This is a genomic window from Rhodoferax sp. GW822-FHT02D07 (genome assembly GCF_058802405.1).
In genome coordinates this window covers 1-25,524 of record NZ_JBXAOD010000005.1, presented here as the reverse complement: position 1 = coordinate 25,524, position 25,524 = coordinate 1, and the positions used below count along the sequence as shown (strand labels likewise).

At 65.1% G+C, this 25,524-nt stretch carries 25 protein-coding genes; 18 read left to right on the top strand and 7 right to left on the bottom strand.

The window, feature by feature from the left end:
* The first annotated feature begins 52 nt into the window (after positions 1-52).
* Positions 53-2,011: a penicillin-binding protein 2 gene (gene mrdA, locus AC1RNN_RS12705; RefSeq protein ID WP_493089751.1), complete on the top strand. Its 1,959-nt coding sequence runs from the start codon at positions 53-55 to the stop codon at positions 2,009-2,011.
* Between the two features lie 16 nt (positions 2,012-2,027).
* Here the strand turns inward: mrdA and AC1RNN_RS12700 are convergent, their stop codons facing one another.
* The 3 genes from AC1RNN_RS12700 to AC1RNN_RS12690 all read right to left on the bottom strand — a co-directional run bounded on the left by AC1RNN_RS12700 (position 2,028) and on the right by AC1RNN_RS12690 (position 6,117).
* Complete coding sequence (locus tag AC1RNN_RS12700) at positions 2,028-2,789, bottom strand: sulfite exporter TauE/SafE family protein (RefSeq protein WP_493089752.1); 762 nt, start codon at positions 2,787-2,789, stop codon at positions 2,028-2,030.
* A 281-nt stretch (positions 2,790-3,070) separates the two neighbouring features.
* A complete protein-coding gene (locus AC1RNN_RS12695; RefSeq protein WP_493089753.1) occupies positions 3,071-4,780 on the bottom strand; it encodes a GMC family oxidoreductase in 1,710 nt (569 codons plus the stop codon).
* Between the two features lie 62 nt (positions 4,781-4,842).
* The gene (locus AC1RNN_RS12690) at positions 4,843-6,117 is read right to left on the bottom strand and encodes a putative Na+/H+ antiporter (RefSeq protein ID WP_493089754.1); all 1,275 of its coding nucleotides are present in this window, start codon (positions 6,115-6,117) and stop codon (positions 4,843-4,845) included.
* A 147-nt stretch (positions 6,118-6,264) separates the two neighbouring features.
* Between AC1RNN_RS12690 and AC1RNN_RS12685 the strand changes: the two genes are divergently transcribed.
* Genes AC1RNN_RS12685 through AC1RNN_RS12665 form a run of 5 tightly spaced genes read left to right on the top strand, consistent with a single transcriptional unit; the run spans position 6,265 to position 10,538 of the window.
* Entirely contained in the window at positions 6,265-7,389 is a 1,125-nt protein-coding gene (locus AC1RNN_RS12685) for an MlaE family ABC transporter permease (RefSeq protein WP_493089755.1), read from the top strand.
* Positions 7,386-8,180, top strand: a complete 795-nt coding sequence (locus tag AC1RNN_RS12680) for an ABC transporter ATP-binding protein (protein ID WP_493089756.1) — start codon at positions 7,386-7,388, stop codon at positions 8,178-8,180. The genes AC1RNN_RS12685 and AC1RNN_RS12680 overlap by 4 nt, the downstream gene beginning before the upstream one ends.
* 12 nt (positions 8,181-8,192) lie before the next feature.
* The gene (locus AC1RNN_RS12675) at positions 8,193-9,158 is read left to right on the top strand and encodes an MlaD family protein (protein ID WP_493089757.1); all 966 of its coding nucleotides are present in this window, start codon (positions 8,193-8,195) and stop codon (positions 9,156-9,158) included.
* Positions 9,159-9,182: 24 nt separating this feature from the next.
* Positions 9,183-9,875 (top strand): ABC-type transport auxiliary lipoprotein family protein, encoded by a 693-nt coding sequence (locus tag AC1RNN_RS12670; protein WP_493089758.1) that lies wholly within the window; start codon positions 9,183-9,185, stop codon positions 9,873-9,875.
* Positions 9,876-9,881: 6 nt separating this feature from the next.
* Positions 9,882-10,538, top strand: a complete 657-nt coding sequence (locus AC1RNN_RS12665) for an LON peptidase substrate-binding domain-containing protein (RefSeq protein ID WP_493089759.1) — start codon at positions 9,882-9,884, stop codon at positions 10,536-10,538.
* 7 nt (positions 10,539-10,545) lie between these two features.
* On the opposite strand, the gene AC1RNN_RS12660 is transcribed toward AC1RNN_RS12665, so the two are convergent.
* Positions 10,546-11,178 (bottom strand): MarC family protein, encoded by a 633-nt coding sequence (locus AC1RNN_RS12660; protein ID WP_294772015.1) that lies wholly within the window; start codon positions 11,176-11,178, stop codon positions 10,546-10,548.
* A 126-nt stretch (positions 11,179-11,304) separates the two neighbouring features.
* Here AC1RNN_RS12660 and AC1RNN_RS12655 point away from each other — a divergent pair, with 126 nt between their 5' ends.
* Positions 11,305-12,207, top strand: coding sequence for an amidohydrolase family protein (locus tag AC1RNN_RS12655; protein ID WP_493089760.1), 903 nt, complete (start codon positions 11,305-11,307; stop codon positions 12,205-12,207).
* A gap of 12 nt (positions 12,208-12,219) precedes the next feature.
* Here the strand turns inward: AC1RNN_RS12655 and AC1RNN_RS12650 are convergent, their stop codons facing one another.
* The gene (locus AC1RNN_RS12650; RefSeq protein WP_493089761.1) at positions 12,220-12,966 is read right to left on the bottom strand and encodes an SDR family oxidoreductase; all 747 of its coding nucleotides are present in this window, start codon (positions 12,964-12,966) and stop codon (positions 12,220-12,222) included.
* A gap of 43 nt (positions 12,967-13,009) precedes the next feature.
* Here AC1RNN_RS12650 and AC1RNN_RS12645 point away from each other — a divergent pair, with 43 nt between their 5' ends.
* From AC1RNN_RS12645 to AC1RNN_RS12635, 3 genes are read left to right on the top strand one after another with little or no spacing between them, the layout of a single operon-like run.
* On the top strand, positions 13,010-13,756 hold the full coding sequence (locus AC1RNN_RS12645; protein ID WP_493089762.1) for an MgtC/SapB family protein: 747 nt from the start codon (positions 13,010-13,012) through the stop codon (positions 13,754-13,756).
* A gap of 35 nt (positions 13,757-13,791) precedes the next feature.
* Positions 13,792-14,769: a Bug family tripartite tricarboxylate transporter substrate binding protein gene (locus AC1RNN_RS12640; RefSeq protein WP_493089763.1), complete on the top strand. Its 978-nt coding sequence runs from the start codon at positions 13,792-13,794 to the stop codon at positions 14,767-14,769.
* Positions 14,766-15,452 (top strand): dienelactone hydrolase family protein, encoded by a 687-nt coding sequence (locus AC1RNN_RS12635; protein WP_493089764.1) that lies wholly within the window; start codon positions 14,766-14,768, stop codon positions 15,450-15,452. Before AC1RNN_RS12640 ends, AC1RNN_RS12635 begins: the two co-directional genes overlap by 4 nt.
* A 24-nt stretch (positions 15,453-15,476) precedes the next feature.
* On the opposite strand, the gene AC1RNN_RS12630 is transcribed toward AC1RNN_RS12635, so the two are convergent.
* Together AC1RNN_RS12630 and hemB are read right to left on the bottom strand one after the other, a co-directional pair.
* A complete protein-coding gene (locus tag AC1RNN_RS12630; protein WP_493089765.1) occupies positions 15,477-16,598 on the bottom strand; it encodes a magnesium transporter CorA family protein in 1,122 nt (373 codons plus the stop codon).
* A 75-nt stretch (positions 16,599-16,673) separates the two neighbouring features.
* On the bottom strand, positions 16,674-17,696 hold the full coding sequence (gene hemB / locus AC1RNN_RS12625) for a porphobilinogen synthase (protein WP_493089766.1): 1,023 nt from the start codon (positions 17,694-17,696) through the stop codon (positions 16,674-16,676).
* A gap of 482 nt (positions 17,697-18,178) precedes the next feature.
* Between hemB and AC1RNN_RS12620 the strand changes: the two genes are divergently transcribed.
* The 8 genes from AC1RNN_RS12620 to fusA all read left to right on the top strand — a co-directional run bounded on the left by AC1RNN_RS12620 (position 18,179) and on the right by fusA (position 25,337).
* Positions 18,179-18,607, top strand: coding sequence for a CopD family protein (locus AC1RNN_RS12620; RefSeq protein ID WP_493089767.1), 429 nt, complete (start codon positions 18,179-18,181; stop codon positions 18,605-18,607).
* An 8-nt stretch (positions 18,608-18,615) separates the two neighbouring features.
* A complete protein-coding gene (locus tag AC1RNN_RS12615; RefSeq protein WP_493089768.1) occupies positions 18,616-19,710 on the top strand; it encodes a VanZ family protein in 1,095 nt (364 codons plus the stop codon).
* 9 nt (positions 19,711-19,719) lie between these two features.
* Positions 19,720-20,070, top strand: a complete 351-nt coding sequence (locus tag AC1RNN_RS12610) for a (2Fe-2S) ferredoxin domain-containing protein (RefSeq protein WP_493089769.1) — start codon at positions 19,720-19,722, stop codon at positions 20,068-20,070.
* 65 nt (positions 20,071-20,135) lie between these two features.
* On the top strand, positions 20,136-20,765 hold the full coding sequence (locus AC1RNN_RS12605; RefSeq protein ID WP_493089770.1) for an alpha/beta hydrolase: 630 nt from the start codon (positions 20,136-20,138) through the stop codon (positions 20,763-20,765).
* Between the two features lie 25 nt (positions 20,766-20,790).
* Positions 20,791-21,975, top strand: coding sequence for a D-alanyl-D-alanine carboxypeptidase family protein (locus AC1RNN_RS12600; protein WP_493089771.1), 1,185 nt, complete (start codon positions 20,791-20,793; stop codon positions 21,973-21,975).
* 109 nt (positions 21,976-22,084) lie between these two features.
* Positions 22,085-22,462, top strand: a complete 378-nt coding sequence (rpsL, locus tag AC1RNN_RS12595; RefSeq protein ID WP_076196147.1) for a 30S ribosomal protein S12 — start codon at positions 22,085-22,087, stop codon at positions 22,460-22,462.
* Positions 22,463-22,613: 151 nt separating this feature from the next.
* A complete protein-coding gene (rpsG, locus tag AC1RNN_RS12590; RefSeq protein WP_493089772.1) occupies positions 22,614-23,087 on the top strand; it encodes a 30S ribosomal protein S7 in 474 nt (157 codons plus the stop codon).
* Between the two features lie 147 nt (positions 23,088-23,234).
* Positions 23,235-25,337: an elongation factor G gene (gene fusA / locus AC1RNN_RS12585; protein ID WP_493089773.1), complete on the top strand. Its 2,103-nt coding sequence runs from the start codon at positions 23,235-23,237 to the stop codon at positions 25,335-25,337.
* Positions 25,338-25,524 lie beyond the last annotated feature (187 nt).

The window sequence follows — 25,524 nt, the reverse complement described above, 5'->3', positions numbered from 1 at the left end:
CCCCCAAGGGGGGGCGCGCGCCTTGGGGCGGCCCGGCGGCGCGCTTGCGCGCATGACCGAACTGCGCAATGTCCAGGCCGATCTGGCCCGTTTCCGCACCCGTGTGTTCGTGGTCAGCGTGGTGGTGGTGTGCTGCTTTTTGCTGCTGGCCGCACGCCTGGTCTATCTGCAGGTGGTGCGCCATGAAGACCTGCGCGCCCAGGCCGAGAGTAACCGCACCTCCATCGTCCCCATCGTGCCCAACCGGGGCCTGATTGAAGACCGCAATGGCGTGGTCCTGGCCACCAACTATTCTGCCTATACGCTGGAAGTGACGCCCTCCAAAACCGATGGCGGTGTGGAGAGGACGATTGACGAGCTCGCCAATGTGATCGACATCACGCCGCGCGACCGGCGCCGTTTCAAGAAGCTCATGGAGGAATCCAAGAACTTCGAATCCCTGCCCATCCGCACCCGCCTGACCGACGCCGAGGTGGCCCGCTTTGCGGCGCAGCGCTTCCGCTTCCCGGGGGTGGAGATCAAGGCCCGGCTGTTCCGCAACTATCCCTATGGCGAGCTCGCCAGCCATGTGATCGGCTATATCGGTCGCATCAACCAGGCGGAGAAGGAAAAGATCGAGGACAGCGAGGATCAAGCCAACTACCGCGGTACCGAGTACATCGGCAAGCTGGGCGTGGAGCAGAGTTTTGAGCAGACCCTGCACGGCGTGACGGGTGTGGAGCGCATCGAAACGTCAGCAGGTGGCCGTGCCGTGCGCAAGCTCGCCAGCAATCCGTCCACACCCGGGAATGGTGTGATGCTGTCCATCGACATCAAGCTGCAGAAGCTCATCGAGGACATGTACGGCAGCCGCCGTGGCGCCCTCGTGGCCATGGACCCCAAGACCGGCCAGGTACTGGCCTTTGTGAGCAAGCCCACGTTTGACTCCAACCTGTTTGTCGAAGGCATTGACCAGGAAAACTGGCAGATGCTCAACGAATCCATCGACAAGCCCCTGCTCAACCGCGCGCTGCGTGGCACCTACCCGCCGGGCTCCACCTACAAGCCCTTCATGGCACTGGCGGCGCTGGAAACCGGCACGCGCACGCCGCAGACCCTGATCAACGACCCCGGCTTCTACATGTTCGGCGGCAACCGCTTCGGCAGCCCCGAGAACGAGCGTGGCGGCATCATGGACATGCGCCGCGCCATCGTGGAGTCCAGCAACGTCTACTTCTACTCCCTGGCCAACGAACTCGGCGTGGACACCATGCACGACTTCATGAAGCCGCTGGGCTTTGGCCAGTTGACCGGCATCGACATCAATGGCGAGGTGCGCGGCGTGCTGCCCAGCCAGGAGTGGAAGCGCAAGTACTACAAGCGCCCCGAGCAGCAGAAGTGGTACGCGGGTGAAACCATCTCGCTGGGCATTGGCCAGGGCTACAACAGCTTCACCATGCTGCAGATTGCGCAGGCCGTGTCTACGCTGGCCAACAACGGGGTGAAGCACAAGCCGCAACTGGTGATCGCCACCCAGGACGCGACTACGCGCGTGCGCACCCCGGTGCCGCCCGAGCCGCCGGTGGACCTGGGCTACAAGCCCGAGAACATTGCCGTGATCCGCAACGCCATGGTCGGCGTGACGCAGGGTGGTACCGGCACGCGTGTGTTTGCGGGCGCAGGCTATCTGTCGGGCGGCAAGACGGGTACGGCGCAGGCCGTGAGCCTGGGCAAGAACCAGAAGTACAACGCCTCCGCCATGGAAGAGCACCAGCGCGACCACTCGCTCTATATCGCCTTTGCGCCCGCCGACGACCCCAAGATTGCGCTGGCAGTGATTGTGGAGAACGCGGGTTTTGGTGCCGCCTCGGCCGCGCCCATCGCGCGGCGCGCCTTTGACTACTGGTTGTTGGGTCAATACCCCAGCGAGGAAGATCTGGCCGCCGTGAGCAAGGGCCAAGCCACGGCGCCCATCGGCAAGCCACGCCGCGCCGAAGACATCCCCTGGCCACCGGCCACGCCCACGCGCTGAGGCGCCGGCGCTTCCGTCAGACGCGCAAGAAGGCGTCGTAGCTGGTCTTGAGAATCAGGGCCGTGACCACGAGGATAAAGACCCCCCGCACAAAGCCCGTGCCGTGCTTGAGCGCCAGATGCGTGCCAGCGACGCTGCCCACCACATTGGCTACTGCCATGACCACGACAAAGTGCCACCACACATGGCCCTTGAGCGTGAACAGCAGCAGGGCTGCGAGGTTGGAGGCGGTATTGAGTAGCTTGGCGCTGGCTGATGCGTTGAGGAAGTCGTAGCCCAGCAGGCGCACCAGCAGGAAGACAAAGAAGCTGCCGGTGCCGGGGCCGAAGAAGCCGTCGTAGAAGCCGATGGTCAAGGCCACACCGCAGGTGGCCAGGGTTTCGCGGTGGCCGGCAAAGCGCGGGGCATGGTGGCGACCCAGGTCTTTCTTGGCCAGCGTGTAGCCCAACACCAGCACAAGCACCAACGGCAGTGCCTTGCGCAGGTATTCGGGCGACACCACGGTCACCAGCCAGGCACCGCCCAGGGCGGCGGCGAAGCACACGACTGCCGCGGGGCCCAGGGTCTGCCAGCGCAACTGCACTTTGCGGCTGTATTGCAGCGTGGCCATGGCCGTGCCCCACACGGACGCGCCCTTGTTGGTGCCAAACAGCGTGGCGGGGTGGGTTTGCGGGAAGACGGCAAACAGCGCGGGCACTAGTACCAGGCCGCCGCCGCCTACGATTGAATCAATGAAACCGGCCAGCAGCGAGGCCAGTGTGACGATCAGCATTTCCATGGGGGAGATTGTCGCATTCCGGGTTTGCTATGAAATCAGGAGCTGTTTGCGTACATTCAACGGGGGCTAGGAGCCAAAACGGCATAAAAAAAGCACCGGGGTTTCCGGTGCTTTTGCAATCTGCATCGTGGTGTGCAGGGTTTGTAGTTCGTTCTTAGCCGTCTCCTCGGCGTCGTTTCAAGCTTGGTCTTGCAGACCTCGCAGTTGCTGTCAGGTCTGCGTTGACATGCAATGTAGCCGCCCTCGCTGGCCGTCGGCATCAGGACAAACCCTCTAACGTGTCAGTCCGCCGCGTCTTCGGCAATCCACTGCGCGGCCTTCTCGGCAATCATCAGCGTGGGCGAGTTGGTGTTGCCACTGGTGATTAGCGGCATCACACCTGCGTCCACCACGCGCAGTCCGGCCACGCCACGCACCTGCAGCCGGCTATTCACCACGGCCAGGGGATCATCCTCGCGTCCCATCCTGGTTGTGCCCACGGGGTGGAAGATGGTGGTGGCAATGTCGCCGGCCAGTTGCGCCAGTTCGGCATCGCTCTGGAACTGGGTGCCGGGCTTGTACTCCTCGGGCTGGTATTTCTGCAGCGCAGGCTGGGCCACGATGTTGCGCGTCACACGCAGCGAGTCGGCGGCGATCTTGCGATCTGCCTCGGTGCTCAGGTAGTTAGGCGCAATCGCGGGCGCGTCCTTGAAGTCTGCCGTCTTGATCTGCACCGTGCCACGGCTGCTGGGGTTGAGGTTGCAGACGCTGGCCGTGAACGCGTTGAAGGTGTGCAGGGGCTGGCCAAAGGCATCCAAGCTCAGGGGCTGCACGTGGTACTGCAGGTTGGGATGCGGCTGGGCCGGGTCGCTGCGCGTGAAGGCGCCCAACTGGCTGGGCGCCATGCTCATGGGGCCGCTGCGCTTGAGCGCGTACTCCAGCCCGATCTTGGCCTTGCCCCACAGGCTGTGCGCCTGGGTGTTGAGCGTGGGCGTGTTCTTCACCTTGAATACCGCGCGGATCTGTAGATGGTCCTGCAGGTTGGTGCCCACGCCTGGGGTGTCTTGCAGCACCGGCACGCCACGCGCCTGCAGCAGCGCGGCCGGGCCCAGGCCCGAGAGCTGCAAGATCTGCGGGCTGCCCACGGCGCCCGCACACAGCAGCACCTCGGCGCGCGCAGTAACCGTCACCATCTCCTGCCCGGTCCAGACCTGCACGCCGGTGCAGCGCAGGCCGGCTGAACCTTCGCTCTGGGGCTCCAGCACCAGCTTGGCCACCTGGGCGCTGTTCCAGAGTTCAAAGTTGGGCCGGGCGTAACACATGGGGCGCAAAAAGGCCTTGGCTGTGTTCCAGCGCCAGCCGGCTTTCTGGTTCACTTCGAAGTAGCCCACGCCTTCGTTGTGGCCGCGGTTGAAATCGTCGGTGGCAGGAATGCCGGCCTGGGTAGCGGCCTGGGCAAAGGCGTCCAGCACATCCCAGCGCAGCCGCTGTTTCTCCACCCGCCATTCGCCGCCGGCCTGGTGGTAGCGCAGCACCTTGCGGTAGGCGGTGCCGCTGTCGTGCAACAGGGGCGAGGGCGTTCCCTTTGCGCCGTGCAGGGCGCTGGCGCCCTTGTGATGGTCTTCGTGCAGCATGAAGTAGGGCAGGCTATTCTCCCAGGTCCAGCTGGCGTCGCCGGTGAGCTGGGCCCACTGGTCATAGTCGCGCGCCTGGCCCCGCATGTAGATCATGCCGTTGATGCTGCTGCAACCGCCCAGCGTCTTGCCGCGCGGGTAGCGCAGGCTGCGGCCGTTGAGGCCGGCTTCGGGCTCGGTGTGGAACAGCCAGTCGGTGCGCGGATTGCCGATGCAGTAGAGGTAGCCCACCGGGATGTGGATCCAGTGGTAATCGTCCTTGCGGCCGGCCTCGATCAGCAGCACGCGCTTGGAGGCGTTGGCGCTCAGGCGATTGGCCAGCAGGCAGCCCGCAGTGCCGGCGCCGATGATGATGTAGTCAAACGTGGTCTCGCTCATGCCCCATGGTAAAGGGGGAAGCTAGCCGCAAGCTGACGGGGTTTCCCTGTGTTGGGCGGCGTTTACAGCAGTAGGAAACACAGGCAGGCCACCACCGTGGGCGGTAGCGCTCCCAGCAGCAGGCCGCCAGCGCCAATCGACTGGCCTTCAAAGCCGTTGCGCAGCAGCGCTGCACCGGCCGGGTTGGGCGCGTTGGCAATCACCGTGAGGCCGCCTCCGGCCACGGCACCGGCCACCAGCATGTATTTAGCCTGGTCGGAGATGCCGACGATGAGCGAACCCAGATAGGTCAGCGCGGCGTTGTCCGTCACCGCCGTGAGGCCCAGCGCACCAAAGAACAGGGCCGTGGGCGCCAGGCTCTCCACAATCGGCTGCAACCACCACTGCTGCATGCCGCCCAGCACCACCAGGCCGGCCAGGAAGAAGCCCACCAGCAGCCCTTCCTTCAGGATCAGCGGGCTCTGGAAGCGCGCATAGGCCTGGGTGTAGCCCAGAAAGAACAGGAACAGGCCGAGGAACAGCACCGGGTGGTGCGCCAGCACCACCACGCCCACCAGAAAGGCCAGATGCACCGCGCTCACCACCCAGGGTACATGTGCCTCATGGCCTGTTTGCGCGGGCGAGGGCAGGGCGCGCAGCGGCTTGCGCAGCAGGGCCACCACGCCGGTCGCGTTGACCAACACGGCCAGCGCCGCCTTCCAGCCCAGGTGGCTGGCCATAAAGGCCGTGTCCCATTGCCAGGTGCTGGCCACCATGAGCACGGGGGGCGCCGCGTAGGCGGTGAGCGTGCCGCCGATGGAGATGTTGACGAAGAGCACGCCCAGCGCCGCGTACTTCAGGCGCTCGGGCATGGCGGGGGTGAAGAGCAGGGGGGCGAGCAGCAGCGCGGCCAGGGTCATGGCGGCGGGTTCGGTCACCAGCGAGCCCAGCAGTGGCACCACCGCCAGGCCCAACCAGGCCAGCGCCAGCGGCAGGGGCAGGGGTAGCAGGCGGGCCAGCCCGCGCATGCTGCGGTTCACCACCTCCAGCACCGGGCGCGACGCTGCCACCACCATCACCACGCAGACAAACAGTGGTTCCGTGAACTGGCGCGACTCGGCATAGGCAATGGCCGGGCCGCTGCCCGCCAGCAGCGCCATGCAGGCAATCAACACAAAGGCCCAGAAGCCAAACACCACCTCCACCTCGCCCAGCAGGTGGAACAGGCCCGCGTGGCGCGGATGCCGGTGCGCCAGCCGCTCAAAGAACTTGGCGCCAAAGGTGTGCAGCAAGGCCAGGCCGAAGAGCACGGCGGCGATCTGGTGCATGGGGTCGCTGTGGAGCAGGGAAGTGTTCATCGTGTGGGGCCGGACCGTCCGGCGTGGTGGTGTGCTGCGTGGGTGCGACGGGCGCGGGGCGATGGCAGAGGGGTCTCCGGGTGGGCTATTTTGCTTGCAATTCCTTGCGGGTACGATGCGGACCTTAACCACTCTCCGAATTCCCCCGTGGAGGACAGCACCCCCCGCCTCGAACTGCGCACCGATGCACCGGCCCCGGTGTTGCGCCTGCTTGGCCGCTGGACGGCGGACCAGTTGGCGGTGCCGGCAGTCTGGCAGGGACTGCCCGCGCGCCTGCAGCAGGCCCGCAAGGATGCAGAACTGCACTGGGATGTGAGCACGCTGCAGCGTCTGGACCACACCGGCGCACAGGTACTCTGGAATGCCTGGGGCCGCCAATGGCCCGCGCAGGTGCAATTGCTTCCGCAGCAGCGCGCCATGCTGGAACGTGTGGCCCGATTCACCACCACCACGCCGGCGCCCGAACCCAGCTCCTGGTGGACACTGTTTCTTGCGCTGGGCCGCCAGATCATGTCGGTGGAGCAGCACCTGGCCGGTGCGGTGCGCCTGCTGGGCCAGCTAGTGCTGGACTTGCTGCGCCTGGTGCGCCATCCGCTGCATGGCCCCTGGCGCGATGTGTCCAGCCACCTCTACCGCATTGGCGCCACCGCCATGCCCATCACGGCGCTGGTGGGCTTCCTGATTGGTGTGGTGCTGGCCTACCTGATGTCGCAGCAGTTGCGGCAGTTTGGGGCCGATGCCTTCATCGTCAACATCCTGGGCCTCTCGCTGATCCGCGAGCTGGGGCCGGTGCTGGCGGCCATCCTCATTGCGGGGCGCTCAGGCTCCACCATCACCGCGCAGATCGGCGTGATGCGCGTGACCGAGGAGCTGGACGCCATGCGCGTGCTGGGCATTGCCAAGGGCTTTCGCCTGGTCATGCCGCGCACCCTGGCCATGGCGCTGGCCATGCCCCTGCTCTCGGTCTGGACCACGTTGGCCGCCTTGCTGGGCGGCATGCTGGCAGCGGACTTGGCCATGGGCCTGACGCCGGCCTATTTCATCACGGCGCTGCCCAAAACGGTGCAGATTGTCAACCTCTGGCTGGCCCTTGCCAAGAGCATGGTGTTTGGCGTGATGATCGCGCTCATCGCCTGCCACTACGGCCTGCGCATCAAGCCCGATACCCAGAGTTTGGGCGAAGGCACCACCGCCTCGGTGGTCACCTCCATCACCGTGGTGATCCTGGTGGATGCGCTCTTCGCCGTGCTGTTCAAGGGGGTGGGCATATGAGCGTTGCCGCCCCGGTGGTGCAGATCGACAAGCTGTGGTCGGTATTCCGCACACAAGGCGTGCCTGCCGTCATCCACCAGGACCTGGATCTGCAGATCGCGCGTGGCGAGCTGCTGTCCATCGTGGGCGGTTCTGGCAGTGGCAAGACCGTGTTGTTGCGCCAGATGCTGGGGCTGGAAACGCCGGCACGCGGCAGCGTGACCGTGCTGGGCCACCCGGCCTCCGAGCTGGGCCGTGCCGGGGCGGCCAGCCGTGTGGGCATGCTGTTCCAGCACGGCGCCTTGTTCTCGGCTTTCACGGTGCTGGAGAACATTGCTTTCCCGCTGCGCGAGCTGGGGACTCTGCCGGCCGAGCTGGTGCGCGAGGTAGCCATGGTTAAGCTGCAGATGGTGGGCCTGGATGCCCGCCACGCCCACAAGATGCCGGCCGACCTGTCGGGTGGCATGGTCAAGCGCGTGGCGCTGGCGCGCGCGCTGGTGATGGACCCGCAGTTGCTGTTGCTGGACGAGCCCACCGCTGGCCTGGACCCGGACAGTGCCGATGGCTTCTGCGCGCTGCTGCAAAGCCTGCACCGCGAGCTGGGCCTTACGGTGGTGATGGTCACGCACGACCTAGACACGATTTTCGAGCTCAGCACGCGGGTGGCCGTGGTGGCGGACAAGCACGTGGTGGTCAACGCGCCGCCGCGTGTGGTGGTGGGCTTTGAGCACCCCTTTGTGAACGATTTTTTCCGCGGCGGACGCGGCCACCGGGCGCAGGCCCTGTTGCACCCGCCCCCGGATGGCGTGTAGAAAGACAGACTTATGGAAAACAAATCGCATGCCCTGGCCGCCGGCGTCTTCGTGCTGGTGGTGGCTGCGTTGCTCGCGGCGCTCGCGGTGTGGCTGACGCGTGATACCACCGAGCAACGCATTTTTGAGATCTCCAGCCCAGAAGGTGTGACTGGTCTGCAGCCCCAGGCGGCCGTGCGCTACAAGGGCGTGCTGGTGGGCCGCGTGACGGACATTGCGTTGGACAGCGTGACCCGCGGCAACGTGCTGCTGCGCATTGCGGTCAACGAGCAGGCACCCATCACCCAGTCCACCTTTGCCGTGCTGGGTTTTCAGGGCGTGACCGGCCTGGCCTTTGTGCAGCTCGACGACAAGGGCGAGAAGCCCGAGCCCCTGGTGGCCACGGGCGACAGCCCGGCCCGCATCCCCATGCGCGTCAGCATGATCTCGCGCTTTACCGAGCAGGGCGGCAACCTGCTGACCCAGATGGAACAGGCCAGCACGCGGGTGAACACCCTGCTCGACGCCCAGAACCAGAAGGCCCTGATGAATGCCATCCAGCAGATGGGCCAGGCCGCCACCAATGTCAGCCTGCTCGCGCAGCGGGCGGACAAGGTGTTGGGCGTGCAGGGCGAGGCCACGCTCAAGAGCATGCAGGCCACCTCCGAGCGTCTGGGCGCCAGCGCGGATTCGGTGCGCACCTCGGCGGCCGAATTCCAGCGCATGTCGCGCCGCATGAACGAGCCCGGCGGTACGCTGGACAAGGTGGCCCAGAGTACCGAGGCGCTGGCCCATACCAGCCGCCAGGTCAACGCCCAGCTACTGCCCCGCCTGAGCCGTGCCACCGACGACACCGCCCGCACCTTGCGCCAGGTGGGCCGCGCGGCCGATACAGTGGGCGACAACCCGCAGTCCCTGATCTGGGGCAAGGGGCAGGCCGCCCCCGGCCCCGGCGAGCGCGGTTTTGTGGCGCCCGCTGCCACCGCGGCTGCGCCCTGATGTTTTGACGGATCTTCTGTTGCTATGAAAATACTAGCTGCTTGCGCAGAATCGACGGGGGCTAGAACCCTGATTGGCATATTGACCGCGCTGAGCCTGGGCGCCTGCGGCAGCCTGCCCAGTGCGCCCGCACCCATGGCCGTGGCGGTGTACGACCTGGGGCCGGGGCAGGTGCAGGAGCAGCCCAGCAACCGCATGGCGCCCCTGCCGGCGCTGGCCCTGAGCGATGTGCTGGCGCCCAGCGCGCTGGACACGCTGCCCGTGGTCTACCGCCTGGGCTACAGCGACAGCCAGCAGCTGCGCCCCTACGCCCATGCGCGCTGGAGCATGCCCCCGGCCCAGTTGCTGCGCCAGCGCGTGCGCGAGACCCTGGGCCAGCGCCGCGCGGTGCTCAACCCGGCCGATGGCCTGCTGCTGCCGCGCGACACGCTGACCCTGCGCTTGGAGCTCGAAGAGTTCAGCCAGATCTTTGATGCACCGGGCAGCAGTGCCGGCGTGCTGCGCCTGCGCGCCACCCTGACGCATCCCCAGCATGGCACGGACGCCCTGTTGGCCCAGCGCAGCTTTGTGTTGCGCGAGTCGGCGGCCAGCGCGGATGCCGCAGGCGGTGTGCGCGCCCTGACCGCTGCGGTGGACAGCGCGGTGCAGCAGCTCGACCAGTGGTTGCAGCAGGTCCAGGCCAGCCTGCCGCCTCCCCCTTCGCCACCCCAGCGCTGAGGCCCTGTGCCCGATCTGCTCGAACTCACGCAGCTGCCGCTGTTTCCACTCAATACGGTGCTCTACCCCGGGGGCAGCCTGCAGCTGCAGATCTTCGAGGTGCGTTACCTCGACCTCATGGGCAAGTGCCACAAGACCGGTGCGCCCTTTGGTGTGGTGGCGCTGACCCAGGGCAGCGAGGTGCGCCGCGCCGACCCTGGTTCGCCCAGCGGCGACGGCTTTGCGCAGGAGAGCTTTGTCGACATCGGCACGCTGGCCACCATCACCGAGTTCTCCTCGCCCCAGGCCGGGCTCATGCTGCTGCGCTGTACGGCGGGCGAGCGTTTCCGCATCACGCGGCGCAGCCGCATGAAACATGGGCTCTGGGTGGCTGACGTACAGACCCTGCCGCCGGATGTGTCCACGGCCATTCCTCCAGACCTGCAACTGGTGTCCCAGGCGCTGCAGAACGTGATTGCGCAACTGCGCGCGCGTGGCAGCGAGCTGCCGGTGCCTTTGATGCCGCCCCACCAGTTTGAGGACTGCGGCTGGGTGGCCAACCGCTGGTGTGAGCTGCTGCAGCTGCCGGCCGAGCTCAAGCAAAGCCTGATGCAGCTGGACAACCCGCTGCTGCGGCTGGAGCTGGTGGGCGACTTCCTGAGCCGCTCCGGCATCCAGGTCTGAGCCGGCCTCAGCCGGCCAGCACCGGGAACAGCTTGGTTAGCCCGTCGGTCATCACCTCCACCGCCAGCGCCGCCAGGATCAGACCCATGAGCCGGGTCATCACATTGATCCCGGTCTTGCCCAGAAAGCGGGCAATCGGCTCGGCCAGCGAGAAGCAGATGGCCGTGGCCAGTGCCACCACCACGCCGTAGCCCACCAGCGCTGTGGTCTGCAACACGGTCTTGGCCTTGTCCGCATAAATCACCACGGTGGACATGGTGGCCGGGCCGGTCAGCAGCGGAATCGTCAGCGGCACCACGGCAATGCTGGCGCCCATGGCGGCCTTCTCGGCGCCGTCCTGCATCTCGTGGGTGTTGGTCTTGGCCTCGGCCGGCTGGGCGTTGAGCATGTTGAGCGCACTGGTCAGCAGCAACATGCCGCCGCCCACCTGGAAGCTCGCCAGCGAGATGCTGAAGAACGCCAGGATCTGCAGGCCCAACAGCGCGCTGATGGCAATCACCACAAAGGCGCTGAAGGCCGAAACCCAGACCGTGTGCACGCGCTGCTCCTGCGTGAAGCCCTGGGTGTAGTGGATGAAGAAGGGCACGATGGCCAGCGGGTTCACGATGGCCAGCAGGGTGATCAGCGGTTTGAGGTCCATGGGCGTGTCCTGGTGTCCGGGGGATGGGGTGGTCGCATGGTAATGCAGCCACGCCGCGGTGTGGGTTTTCCAAAACAGGCTACAAAGCCCTTGTTCAACATTTCCTGCCACTTCCCGGGAGGTTTTATGCGTCCGGTCCATCCCCTGCGTCTGCTGGTTCTGGTGTTTGCTGCTCTGGGGGCAAGCGGCAGCCGTGCGGTTGACTATGTCGGCCCCCTGTTCGACGCCCACCTGCACTACAACGTGGAGGCACAGCAGCCCCACCCCATTCCCGATGTGCTGGCGCGCATGGAGCGCAATGGCGTGCGTGTCATCGTGGCCAACTCGCGGCCCAACGACGGTACGCGCGCGCTGACCGAAGCGCAGGATCTGACCCGGGCGGCCGGCGTCACCGTGGTGCCACTGGTGCGCCTCTACCGCAACCGGGACGATTACAGCAGCTGGTTTCAGGACCCGACGATCTTTGACATGGTGCAGGCCGAACTGGCCCGTGGTACGGCGGCGGGCCCCTACCGCGGCATTGGCGAGTTCCACCTCTACGACAGCGCCAACGCACGCGGCCCGGTGGCACAAAAGCTCATGGCCCTGGCCGACCAGCGTGGCCTGGTGGTGCTGGCCCATGTGGACGATGCGGCCGTGGATCTGCTCATGGCGGCCACCCCCTCGGCCGGCCAGCGTACGCGCCTGATCTGGGCGCACACCGGCATTGGCGGCCCGCCGGTGGCCCGCGTGCGCGAACTGCTGGCGCGCTACCCGGCACTCATGGGCGAGCTGTCCTACCGCCCCGGCCTGACCTGCGAGACCCCGCAGGGCGGCACGGTACTGTGCCCCGAGTGGCGCGCACTGCTGCTGGACTACCCGGACCGATTCCTGCTGGGCTCGGACACCTGGATCAACCCGCGCTGGCAGTACTACGACGCGCAGATGCAGGAGTACCGCCGCTGGCTGGGTGATCTGCCGCCCGCCGTGGCGCGGCAGGTGGCCTGGGAGAACGGGGCGCGCCTCTTCGGCTTGCCGCTCGCCCCCTGAGGGTGCCGTGGCCTAACGCCCGCCAGCCACGTCCAGAATCGCGCCCGTGGTGTAGCCAGCTGCGTCGCTCAGCAGCCAGACGATGGCGTTGGCAATCTCCTGCGCGGTGCCGGGGCGCTGCATGGGAATCTGCGAGGCCAGACGCTGCGCGCGGTCGGGCTGGCCGCCGCTGGCGTGAATGTCGGTGTCAATGACGCCGGGGCGCACCGCATTCACGCGGATGCCCTCGTCTGCCACCTCGCGCGCCAGACCCACGGTGAAGCTGTCGATGGCGCCCTTGCTGGCCGCGTAGTCCACATACTGGCCGGGTGAGCCCAGCGTGGCCGCCACGCTGGAGAGGTTGACGATGGCGCCACCCTCACCGCCATGGCGCGTGCTCATGCGGCGCACCGCCTCGCGCGCGCAGACCATGCTGCCCAGCACATTGGTCATCAGCATGCGCTGCAGCCGCGCGGTGGACATGGCCTCCACGCGGCAGGCCACATCGACCACGCCGGCATTGTTCACCAGCGCCTGGATGCGGCCCAGCTTGGCGTCCACCTTGGCAAACATGGCCAGCACCTGGGCTTCGTCGGCCACATCGGCCTGCACGCTGATGGCGGTGCCGCCGCCGGCGCGGATGCTGCGCACCACCTCGTCGGCAGCCAGCGAGTTGTCGCGGTAGTTCACGGCCACGGCGTAGCCGGCCTGGGCGAGGGAGAGGGCAGTGGCGGCGCCAATGCCGCGGGAGGCGCCGGTGATGAGTGCGATGGGCTGCATGGCGCCATGGTAGCGCGCTGCGTTTTGGGGTATGTTTGCGCCCATGCTCAATACCGAAACCTTTGCCGCCTACTGGTCCGGTCCGGTGGTGGATGCCAACATTTTTGTGTTCCTGCATCTGCTGGGCGCACTGGCGCTGGGCTTGATGGTGGGCTACGAGCGCTCGTACCACGGGCGCGCGGCGGGCATGCGCACCTACGGCCTGGTCTGCATGGCGTCGGCAGCGCTGGCCGTCATGGGCGGCTACTCGCACTTCTGGTACGGCGGCATGAGTACTACGCTGTTCAGCAATGGCGACCTCTCGCGCGTGATGCAGGGCATCCTGACGGGCATCGGCTTTCTCTGCGCCGGCGTCATCATGAAAGAGGGTTTCAACATCAGCGGACTGACCACGGCGGCTTCGCTGTGGGCGTCTTCGGTCATCGGCATCCTGGTGGGCGTGGGCCTGTATGTGGCGGCCATCGCGCTGGCCATGCTCAGCGCCTTTTGCATGGTCTGGGTGTCCCGGCTGGAGAGCTGGCTGCCCTCGCGCCAGGCCGTGGCCATACGCCTCACCTTTGACCCGGGCTACCGGCCGGTGGAGGCCGCGCTGCAGTCCATGGCGCATGAGCGTGGCTACGACATTGCAGGCGGTTCCATCGTCATCTCCATGGAGGGTGGTGCGGTCACCTGGAGCTTTGTGGCCGTGGCACGCAGCCGCAAGAAAATGGCCCCGATCTCCGACTTGGCCTCCGAGATGGGCCTGTTCCCCGGTGTGCAGCGCTTCCACGTGGCGTACGCACGCAACTGATTTTTCTTTCCTTTCTTTCAGGAGTTCCTATGGGTATGTCGATGCAAGGATGGGCGCGTTCGCTGCGCCGTGCGGGTGTGATAGCGGCGCTGCTGGCCTGCGGCTGGGCGCAGGCCCAGAGCGGCCCGGTGCGCCTGTTGGTGGGCTTTCCGCCCGGTGGCGGTACCGACGCGATTGCGCGCACGCTGGCCGACAAGCTCAAGGACCAGCTGGGCATGCCCGTGGTGGTGGACAACAAGGCCGGTGCCGGCGGCCAGCTCGCCGCGCAGGCACTCAAGGTCGCCGCGCCCGATGGCCTCACGCTGTTCCTCACGCACGACCACACCATCTCCATCCTGCCCCAGGTGGTGAAGAACCCCGGCTATGACAGCGCCAAGGACTTTGTGCCCGTGGCCGGCTTTGCCACCTTTGTGAACGCGCTGGCCGTCTCGGGCGGCACGCCGGCCCGCTCGGTCAACGAATATGTGGCCTGGGTCAAGGCGCAGGGCGCAGGCAAGGGCACCGTGGGCGTGCCCGCGCCGGCCTCCACGCCCGAATTCCTGGTGGGCGTGATCGGCAAGAAGTACGGCCTGGACCTGGTGGCGGCACCCTACCGTGGCAGCGCCCCCATGATGGCCGACATGCTGGGCAATCAGATCGCCGCCGGCACCGGCTCGGTGCCCGATTTCATCGAGAACCACAAGGCCGGCAAGATCCGCGTGGTGGCCGTACTGGGCGCGCAGCGCCAGGCCATCCTGCCTGACGTCCCCACCTTTGCCGAACTGGGTCTGCACGGCTTTGAAGACCTGCCCTACTACGGCATCTTTGCGCCCGCGGGCACGCCCAAGGCGGCCATCGACAAGTTCTCCGATGCCCTGGCCAAGGTGCTGGCCCAGCCTGATGTGAAGGAGCGTCTCACCGCCATGGGCCTGACGGTGGGCTTCATGGATGCAGCCGCGCTGGGCAAGCGTGAACAGGCCTACACCAAGGTCTGGGCCAAGCTCATCAAGGACAGCGGGTTCGTCGCGCAATGAGCTCCGAGTTCATCACCCTGACGGCGGCCGATGGCCAGAGCATTCCCGCTTTCGTGGCGCGCCCGCAGGGCACGCCGCGTGGCGGCATCGTGTTGCTGCAGGAAATCTTTGGCCTCAACGCCCACATCTGCGCCGTGGTGCAGGGCTATGCCGACGAGGGCTATCTGGTGGTGGCGCCTGCCACCTTCCACCGTGTGCAGGCGGATGTGGAGCTGGGCTACACGCCGGACGACGTGAAGGCTGGCGCTGCCCTCAAGGCCGCGGTGGAGGCCCTGCCTGCACCCGGCGCGCTGCAGGACGTGCAGGCCGCCGTGGACTGGGTGGCCCAGGCGGGCAAGGTGGCGGTCATGGGCTATTGCTGGGGCGGCTTGCTGACCTGGCGTGCCGCCTGCCTGTTGCGCGGTGTGGCAGCGGCCGTGCCCTACTACGGCGGCGGCATGACCACGCCCGCCGAGGCCGCGCGCCAGCCGCAGTGCCCGGTGCTGGCCCACTTTGGCGAGCAGGACCACGCGATTCCGATTGAAGGCGTGCACGCCTTTGTGCAGGCGCATCCGGATGTGCGGGTGGAAATCTACGCCGCCCAACACGGCTTCAACTGCGACCACCGAGGCGCCTACAACGCCGATGCGGCGAAACTGGCGCGCGAGCGCACGCTGGCCTTTCTAGCGCAGCAGCTGGGGTAAGGGCAGGGCGCTGGCCCGGCCGGGTCAGCGCTCCGAGCGTGCGAGGTAGCGCTTGCGCCAGAAGAACATGGCCAGCGCAATGGCCGTGATCACCATGGCGCCCAGGGCCCACCAGAAGCCGTTCTGGCCATGGATGAAGGGGATGAACTCGAAGTTCATGCCAAAGATGCCGGCAATCAAATTCAGCGGCAGGAAGATGGCGGTCAGCACCGTCAGCGTGCGCATGATGTCGTTCGTGCGGCTGCCCTGCACGCTGAAGTGCATCTGCACCGCCGTTTCCACGTTCTGCTCCAGCCGGCGCACGTGGTGCACCACGCGTTCGATGTGCTCCAGCACGTCGCGGCTGCGCACTTGCAGCAGCTCGCGCTCGCGCGCATCGGCCGGGTTGGTCGGCTCGGGCCAGGTCTTCACGGCTTCGATCCAGTCCTGCACGCTGGAGCGCTGTTCCTCGCAGATGTCGTCGAGCTGGTGCAGCGCCATGCGCGCGTCCAGCAGCGAGCTCCAGTTGCTGAAGCGTGTGCGCGGGCTCAGCAGCTCGGTCTGCCAGTGGTCCAGTTGCTGGGTCAGTTCCTTGCGCAGCGCCAGGTAGCCGTCCACCATGTGGTTGACGATGCGCAGCATCAGGTCGGCCGGGCTGGTGGCCACGCGGGCGCCAGCGGCGCGTGCCTCCTGGCTGGCACTTTGCAGCAGCTTGGCGGCGTAGGCGTCGCGCACCGCGCAGTCGGTGGGGTGCACAGTGAGCAGCACGCGGTCAAACACCGCAAAGCCCACGGGGCTGGTGTCGATGCGTCGCAGGATGGGCGGGCCGCCGCGCCGGGGCTCGGTGTTGAGTGGCTGGCCCGGGTGCTCCATGTCAGTGGGCCGGCTGCCGGCGGCCAGGCGGCGAAACACCAGCACGTCGTACTGCGAGGTGTAGTCGTAGTGCGAGGGCAGCTGGTTGTTGATCAGGTCCGACACATGCAGGTCCACCAGCTGCGTGCCGCACAGGGCCTGCAGCGTCGCCTGCACCTCGGCCTGCGCCACCTCGAACTCGCGCCGCGCACACGCCACCCACACATAGCCTTGCGCCGGCATGCCCTGCGCCTGCAGTTCGGCCAGGGTCTGGCCTTCGCTCACGCTGTGGGGCTGGATGTGGAAGATGCGCATGGCCGTCCAGTTTCTAAGTAAAAGGTGACTCCAGCCCGCGTGGAATGTGCGCGAGCAGCTCCTGTTTTGATAGTGTCAGCTGCGCAGCGCCTTGGCCGCGTCGATCGCAAAGTAGGTCAGCACGCCGTCCGCTCCGGCGCGTTTGAAGGCCAGCAGGCTCTCCAGCATCACGGCGTCGTGGTCCAGCCAGCCGTTTTGTGCGGCGGCCTTGAGCATGGCGTACTCGCCGCTCACTTGGTAGGCAAAGGTGGGCACCTTGAACTCGTCCTTCACGCGGCGCACTACGTCCAGGTAGGGCATGCCGGGCTTGACCATCACCATGTCCGCGCCCTCGGCAATGTCCATGGCCACTTCGCGCAGGGCCTCGTCGCTGTTGCCGGGGTCCATCTGGTAAACCTTCTTGTTGCCCTTGCCCAAGTTGCCGGCGGAGCCCACGGCGTCACGGAAGGGGCCGTAGAAGGCGCTGGCGTACTTGGCGCTGTAGGCCATGATGCGCGTGTGCACCAGGTTTTCGGCCTCCAGCGCCGCGCGGATGGCGCCAATGCGCCCGTCCATCATGTCGCTGGGCGCCACGATGTCCACGCCGGCACGGGCTTGCGTCAGCGCCTGCTGCACCAGCTGGGCCACGGTCTCCTCGTTCAGGATGTAGCCGTTCTCCTCGGGCCGGGTGTCGGGCAGGCCGTCCTGGCCGTGGGTGGTGAAGGGGTCCAGCGCCACATCGGTCATCACGCCCAGATCGGGAAATTCCTTCTTGAGCGCCCGCACCACGCGCGGCACCAGGCCATCCGGGTTCAGCGCCTCGGCGCCGTCATAGGTCTTGAGCGACTGGTCCACCACCGGAAACAGCGCCATCACCGGAATCCCCAGCTTCACGCATTCTTCGGCCACGGGCAGCAGCAGATCCAGGCTCAGGCGTTCCACGCCGGGCATGGACGCAATCGGCACGCGCTGCTTATGCCCGTCCACCACGAACACGGGGTAAATCAGGTCGTGGGCAGTGAGGGCGTTTTCGCGCACCAGATTGCGGGTGAAGCTGTCACGGCGCAGGCGGCGGGGCCGGCCGGCGGGGAAGGGGGCGTAAGGGGTGGAGCGGGTCATGGGGAAAATTGTGCCTGATTCCGGTGCCCCAGCCGACTCCTGACCATGGAGTCAGTCTTGTACACAATGCCGCAGTAATTAACGGGGACTTTACAAAAAATAGCTTGTCACGCCGCCGCAACATTGTTAAATTTCGTTCCGGGTAGCTTGCTACCCCCCGCTTTTCCTCCCTGAGCGGGGCCTTGATGTGTGACAGCAAATAGGCTTACCACCCCAGCCGTGTGCTGGGGTTTTTTTTGCCTGTACTTTTTGCTTCTCCTCTTTCGCTGGTGCGGGATGGGCGGACGTTTTGCTCCGTGTCCCCCGGCCTGCGGCCTCCTCCTTTACCTGCGCAAAACGTCCGCCCATCCCGCACCGGAGGTGTTGCGCGCGCCAGTACCAGCGACTGCACAATTTGCCGCCGGGCCGCCCCAAGGCAAATTAGCCCCCCTTTGGGGGGCGGCGACCCGCACAGCGGTGGAGCGTGGGGGCTACACTTGCTCATGCTCTGGGTCAAAGCCTTTCACATCGTCTTCGTGGCCAGCTGGTTTGCCGGTCTGTTCTATCTTCCCCGCATCTTTGTGAACCTCGCCTTGGTACCCCCAGGCTCCGAGGCAGAGCGCACACGCTTGCTGCTCATGGCGCGCAAACTGTTCCGATTCACCACTCTGCTGGCCGTACCCGCCGTCGCCCTGGGCGCCTGGCTCTGGCTGGGCTACGGCATCGGGCGCGGCCCGGGGAATGGCTGGATGCATGCCAAGCTCTTCATGGTGTTATTGGTGGCGGGCTACCACCACGGCTGCGGCGTACTGCTGCGCAAGCTCGAAGCCGGCACGCTGCAACGCAGCCATGTCTGGTTTCGCTGGTTCAATGAAATTCCGGTGCTAATGTTGACCGCCATCGTTGTGCTGGTGGTGGTCAAGCCCTTCTGACGTCCGACATGCACAAATCTGCTGCATGGCCGCTGGCCTGGCTCTACGCAGGTTTGGTGTTCTATGCCAGCTGCTATCCCTTTTTGGACTGGCGTGACCAGGGCATTGCGCCCTGGGAGTTCCTGTTTGCGCCCATGCCGCGCTACTGGACGGGGTTTGACGTCGGCATCAACGTGGTGGGCTACATCCCGCTGGGCGCCTTGCTCACCTTGGGCGCCCTGCGCAACCGGCGCAGCCGCCACCCGGTGCTGTGGGCCGTGCTGTTTGGCACCTTGCTGTCCCTGGCGATGGAAACCCTGCAGAGTTACCTGCCTGCGCGCGTGCCTTCCCGCGAGGACTTTGCCCTCAACGCGCTGGGCGCGGCTCTGGGCGCCAGTGCAGCCCTGCTGCTGGAGCGGTTGGGGGCCATAGACCGCTGGAGCCGGGTGCGCGCGCGCTGGTTTGTGCCGCATTCGCGTGGTGGGCTGGTGCTGCTGGCCCTGTGGCCGGCAGCCTTGCTGTTTCCTGCGCCGGTGCCGCTGGGCCTGGGGCAGGTGATGGAACGCGTGGAGCTGGCCCTGGCCGAGTGGCTGGAAGACACGCCGTATCTGCACTGGTTGCCCACCCACGTCAATGCGCTCACCCCGCTGGCGCCGGGGACCGAAATGCTGTGTGTCGCGCTGGGTCTGCTGATTCCCTGCTTGCTGGGTTTTTGCATCGTGCGGCCCTGGCTGCGGCGTCTGGCCTTGGTGGTGGTGGTGGCCCTGCTGGCGGTGGCGGTGACCGCGCTGTCCGCCGCGCTGAGCTGGGGGCCGGGCCATGCCTGGGCCTGGCTGGACCTGCCTGCGCGGACCGGCTTGCTCCTGGGCACTGTGTTGGCGCTGGGGCTGGCCTTTGTGCCCTGGCGCGGTGGGGGGGCGCTGGCGCTGGTGGCGCTGGGGCTGTACATCAGCCTGCTCAACCAGGCGCCCGAGAGCCCCTATTTCGCCCAGACCCTGCAGGAATGGGAGCAGGGCCGCTTCATTCGCTTCCACGGCCTGGCGCAGTGGCTGGGCTGGCTCTGGCCGTACGGCGCGCTCGTGTATTTGCTCGCACAACTGGGGCGGCGCGGCGAGGAAAACTAAAATCCCAGGATGACCGACGCCACCGCCCCCCAAAGCTCTTATTACGAGCGGCACATCTTTTTCTGCCTCAATCAGCGCGCCAACGGTGAAGACTGCTGCGCCCAGTACCAGGCACAGGAAGCCTTCGACCACTGCAAGCAGCAGGTCAAAGCGGCCGGCCTGTCGGGTCCGGGCAAGGTGCGCGTCAACAAGGCCGGTTGTCTGGACCGTTGCGCCGCCGGCCCGGTGGCGGTGGTCTACCCCGAAGCGGTTTGGTACAGCTTTGTGGACAAGCAGGACATCGACGAGATCGTTGAATCCCACCTCAAGAACGGCAAGGTGGTGGAGCGCCTGCTGACGCCAGCTCATCTGGGTCGTTAAGCACAAAATGTGTTTCTAGCCCCCGTAGATAGTGCGCAAGCAGCTATCGTATTGATAGTGAATCCATGAACGCTTCGACCGAAAAATTCACCCTGAATGGTCCCGCCGGCGCCATCGAGGGCTTGCTGGACCTGCCGGCGGAAGGCGTGGTCGTGCGCGGCACCGCCGTGATCGCCCATCCCCACCCCCTGTTTGGCGGCACCATGGACAACAAGGTGGTGCAGACCCTGGCGCGGGCCTTTGTGCTGTCCGGCTGGCGCGCGGTGCGCTTCAATTTCCGTGGCGTGGGCGCCAGCGCCGGCGTCTATGACGAAGGCCGCGGCGAGCTGCAGGACTTGCTGGCCGTGGTGGCGCACAGCGCTGCTGAAGGTCCCTTGGCACTGGCCGGCTTCTCCTTTGGGGCCTTTGTGACCAGCCACGCCGTCGCCGCGCTGGCGGCGCGCGATCCGCAGGCCGTGGTGCTGGTGGGAACGGCTGCCAGCCGCTTCACGGTCGCCCCCGTGGCGCTCGAGTTGCACGAGCGCACCCTGGTGCTGCATGGCGAGGCCGACGACACCGTGCCCCTGGCCGATGTGATGGCCTGGGCCCGGCCCCAGACCCTGCCGGTGACCGTAGTGCCCGGAGGGGGACATTTCTTTCATGGACAATTGCCGCTTCTGCGCAGTCTGGTGGCGCGCCATCTGCGCACCGTGTGAGCTTTTTCTTCTCTCTATCCCTCCCATGAAATCCTTTATTGCGGCCTTGCTGGCCTCTCTGAGCTTGGCCGTTGCCGCCCAGGCCCCCCAACCCCCGGAAATTGCCGCCCGCGCCTACCTGCTGGTGGATGTGACTGCCAATCAGGTGCTGGCGGCCAAAGACCCCGACATGGCGGTGGAGCCCGCGTCCCTGACCAAGCTGATGACGGCCTACCTGGTGTTTGACGCCTTGCGCAGCAAGAAGATCGACTTCAAGCAGACCCTACCGGTCAGCGAACGCGCTTGGAAGATGCCCGGCTCGCGCATGTTCATCGACCCCAAGATGCAGGTGCCGGTGGAAGACCTGGTCAAGGGCATGATCGTGCAAAGCGGCAACGACGCCACCATGGCCCTGGCTGAAGGCGTGGGCGGCACGGTGGAGCGCTTTGTCCAAATGATGAACGACCAGGCCAAGGTGCTGGGCATGAAGAGCACGGGGTACAAAAACCCCGAAGGCCTGACCGAACCCGGCCACATCACCACGGCGCGCGACCTGAGCATTCTGGCGACGCGGCTGATGTCCGATTTTCCCGAGTACGTGCATTTTTATGCCATCAAAAAATACCGGTACCCCGGTACACCCGCAGCCAATGACAGCAACCGCAACTTGCTGCTGTTCCGCGATCCGACAGTCGACGGCCTGAAAACCGGCCATACCGATGCGGCTGGCTACTGCTTGGTGGCGACTGCCAAGCGCGACTTCCCGCATCTGGCCTCTGCTGGCGCCCCCGCCGGTTCGGCCGCTGCGGCGGGCAGCCGCCGCCTGCTGTCCATCGTGCTCGGTGCCGACAGCGAGAACGCTCGCGCCAACGAGTCGCAGAAGCTCTTGAACTGGGGCTATACCGCCTATGAAGCGGTCAAGCTCTTCGATGCCAAGCAGGCCGTGGTGACCCCCAAGGTCTGGAAGGGCAGCAGCTCCGAGGTCAAGGTCGGCCAAAACCGCCCCCTGATCGTCGCGGTACCGGCCGGTACGGCCAGCCGCCTCAAGACCGAGCTGGTGCGCAACGAACCGGTGGTCGCCCCTGTGGCGGCGGGCCAGCAACTGGCCACCCTGCGGGTTCTTGCTGCTGATCAGCTTGTTGCCGAAGTGCCGCTGGTGGCCCTTGACCGGGTCGAGCAGGCCGGAATCCTGGGTCGCGCCTGGGATGGTTTGCGCCTCTGGATTCGCTAGGCAGCTACGCCTTGCGTGTAAACCCTTGATCTGATACATTAGAAGGCTTTTCGGAATTTCCGAAGGGATTCACGTTTTCGTAATTTCAAACGTTTAGGGACGTTTTTCAATGCCAACCATTAACCAACTCGTGCGTCAAGGCCGTGAGGTCGAGACCATCAAGTCGAAGAGTCCTGCGATGCAGAACTCTCCGCAGCGTCGCGGTGTGTGCACCCGTGTGTACACCACGACTCCCAAGAAGCCTAACTCCGCTCTGCGTAAGGTCGCCAAGGTGCGCCTGACCAACGGTTTTGAGGTGATCTCCTACATCGGCGGTGAAGGCCACAACCTGCAGGAACACAGCGTGGTGCTGGTTCGCGGCGGTCGTGTCAAGGACTTGCCCGGTGTGCGTTACCACATCGTCCGCGGTTCGCTGGACTTGCAAGGCGTGAAAGACCGCAAGCAAGCCCGTTCCAAGTACGGTGCCAAGAAGCCCAAGGCCAAATAAGCCCTGTCGCTTTCAAGCTAATTCGGTGCTGTTTCCTGCGTGGCGCAGGCAAATGGCGAAGTGACCCGATGTCCGGGTCGAGTAAGTGAGAGTCTTATTGATTAACTCTCGCGGCCCCGCAAGGTGCCAACTGAAGCAAATGAGGTGAAATATGCCACGTCGTCGCGAAGTCCCTAAACGTGAAATCCTGCCGGATCCCAAGTTCGGCAATATCGAGCTGTCCAAATTCATGAACGTGATCATGGAAGGCGGCAAAAAAGCGGTTGCAGAGCGCATCATTTACGGCGCCCTGGACCTGATCCAGAAGAAGCATCCTGACAAGGATCCCCTGGAAGCCTTTACCGTTGCCATCAACAACGTCAAGCCCATGGTGGAAGTGAAGTCCCGCCGCGTCGGTGGTGCCAACTACCAGGTGCCCGTGGAAGTGCGTCCCGTCCGTCGTCTGGCACTGTCCATGCGCTGGATCAAGGAAGCCGCCCGCAAGCGTGGCGAAAAGTCCATGGCCCAACGTCTGGCCAACGAAATGCTGGAAGCCACCGAAGGCCGTGGCGGCGCCATGAAGAAGCGTGACGAAGTGCACCGCATGGCAGAAGCCAACAAGGCCTTCTCTCACTTCCGTTTCTAAAAACGGACCCCGCGGCTTTCAAGCAGTGGGGTCATTCCTGCGGTGCCATCGCGCCGTCATCCGGATGACTCACACTTTGGAAGCCGCCTGCCGCCGCTGCGTTGTGCAGCGGGCGGTCAACAGAATCTGATCAACCAAGGATCCATCATGGCACGCACTACTCCCATTGAGCGCTACCGCAATATCGGTATCTCTGCGCACATTGACGCCGGCAAAACCACTACCACCGAGCGTATTCTTTTCTACACCGGCGTGAACCACAAGATTGGTGAAGTGCACGATGGTGCGGCTACTATGGACTGGATGGAGCAAGAGCAAGAGCGCGGTATCACGATCACCTCTGCTGCGACTACCTGCTTCTGGAAGGGCATGGATTCTTCCTTCCCCGAGCACCGCATCAACATTATCGACACCCCCGGACACGTGGACTTCACGATTGAAGTGGAGCGTTCCATGCGCGTGCTCGACGGCGCTTGCATGGTGTACTGCGCTGTGGGCGGCGTGCAGCCCCAGTCTGAAACCGTGTGGCGTCAGGCAAACAAGTACAAGGTCCCCCGTCTGGCTTTCGTGAACAAGATGGACCGCACCGGTGCCAACTTCTTCAAGGTTGTGGACCAAATGAAGCTGCGCCTTAAGGCCAGCCCTGTGCCCATCGTGATCCCAATTGGCGCCGAAGAAAACTTCACTGGCGTGGTTGATTTGCGCAAGATGAAGGCCATCATCTGGGACGAAGCGTCCCAGGGCATGAAGTTCACCTTCGAAGACATCCCCGCTGACCTGGTGGAAACTGCCAAGGAATGGCGCGAAAAGATGGTCGAAGCCGCTGCTGAAGCGTCCGAAGACCTGATGAACAAGTACCTGGAAGAGGGTGAGCTGAGCGAAGAGGAAATCACCGCCGGCCTGCGCGCACGCACCATCGCTGGCGAAATCCAGCCCATGCTGTGTGGCACCGCGTTCAAGAACAAGGGTGTGCAGCGCATGCTGGACGCCGTGATTGAACTCATGCCTTCTCCTCTGGACGTGAAGGCCATCAAGGGCTTTGACGAAGACGAAAAGGAAATCACCCGCAAGGCGGATGACAACGAAAAGTTTGCTGCCCTGGCATTCAAGCTGATGACCGACCCCTTCGTGGGCCAGTTGACCTTCGTGCGCGTCTATTCCGGCGTGCTCAAGAAGGGTGACACCGTGTACAACGCGGTGCGTGGCAAGAAGGAACGTATTGGCCGTATCGTGCAGATGCACGCCAACAACCGCGAAGAAGTGGAAGAAATCCGCGCCGGTGACATCGCTGCTTGCGTGGGCTTGAAGGACGTGACCACCGGCGAAACCCTGTGCGATCCCAATGCCGTGATCACACTGGAGCGCATGGTCTTCCCTGACTCCGTGATCCGTCAGGCCGTGGAACCCAAGTCCAAGGCCGATCAGGAAAAGATGGGTATCGCTCTGAGCCGTTTGGCTGCAGAAGATCCTTCCTTCCGCGTGCAGACCGACGAGGAATCCGGCCAGACCATCATTGGTGGCCAGGGCGAGCTGCACCTGGAAATCATTGTGGACCGCATGAAGCGCGAATTCGGTGTGGAAGCCAACGTGGGCAAGCCCCAGGTGGCCTACCGCGAAACCATCCGCAAGAGCGTGTCCGATGTGGAAGGCAAGTTCGTGCGCCAGTCTGGTGGTAAGGGCCAGTACGGCCACGTCGTGCTGACCGTGGAGCCCAACGAAGCCGGCAAGGGCTTTGAGTTCGTCGACGCCATCAAGGGCGGCGTGGTGCCTCGCGAATACATCCCTGCAGTGGAAAAGGGTGTGATCGAAGCCCTGAACCAGGGCGTGCTGGCTGGCTACCCCGTGGTGGACGTGAAGGTCACGCTGACATTCGGTTCTTATCACGATGTGGATTCGAACGAAAACGCGTTCAAGATGGCCGCCATCTTCGGTTTCAAGGAAGGTTGCCGCAAGGCCAACCCCGTGATTCTGGAGCCCATGATGGCCGTGGAAGTGGAAACGCCTGAAGACTACGCCGGTAACGTGATGGGCGACTTGTCCTCCCGCCGCGGTATGGTGCAAGGCATGGACGACATGGTCGGTGGCGGCAAGGCCATCAAGGCAGAAGTGCCCCTGTCCGAAATGTTTGGCTATTCCACCACGCTGCGCTCGATGTCGCAAGGTCGTGCCACGTACACGATGGAATTCAAGCACTACGCTGAAGCCCCCCGCAACGTGTCCGAAGCCATCATGGCTGCGCGCGCGAAGTAATTTTTTGTTGTCTGCGACGGTGTGCCGCCCTGTTCCCGTGCGGGGCGATTCAGCAACACCGTGCAGACGTAAAACCACTACACGGGATATTGCTCTTTAAGGATTGAAAAATGGCAAAAGAAAAATTCACACGTACCAAGCCGCACGTCAACGTGGGCACCATTGGCCACGTGGACCACGGCAAAAC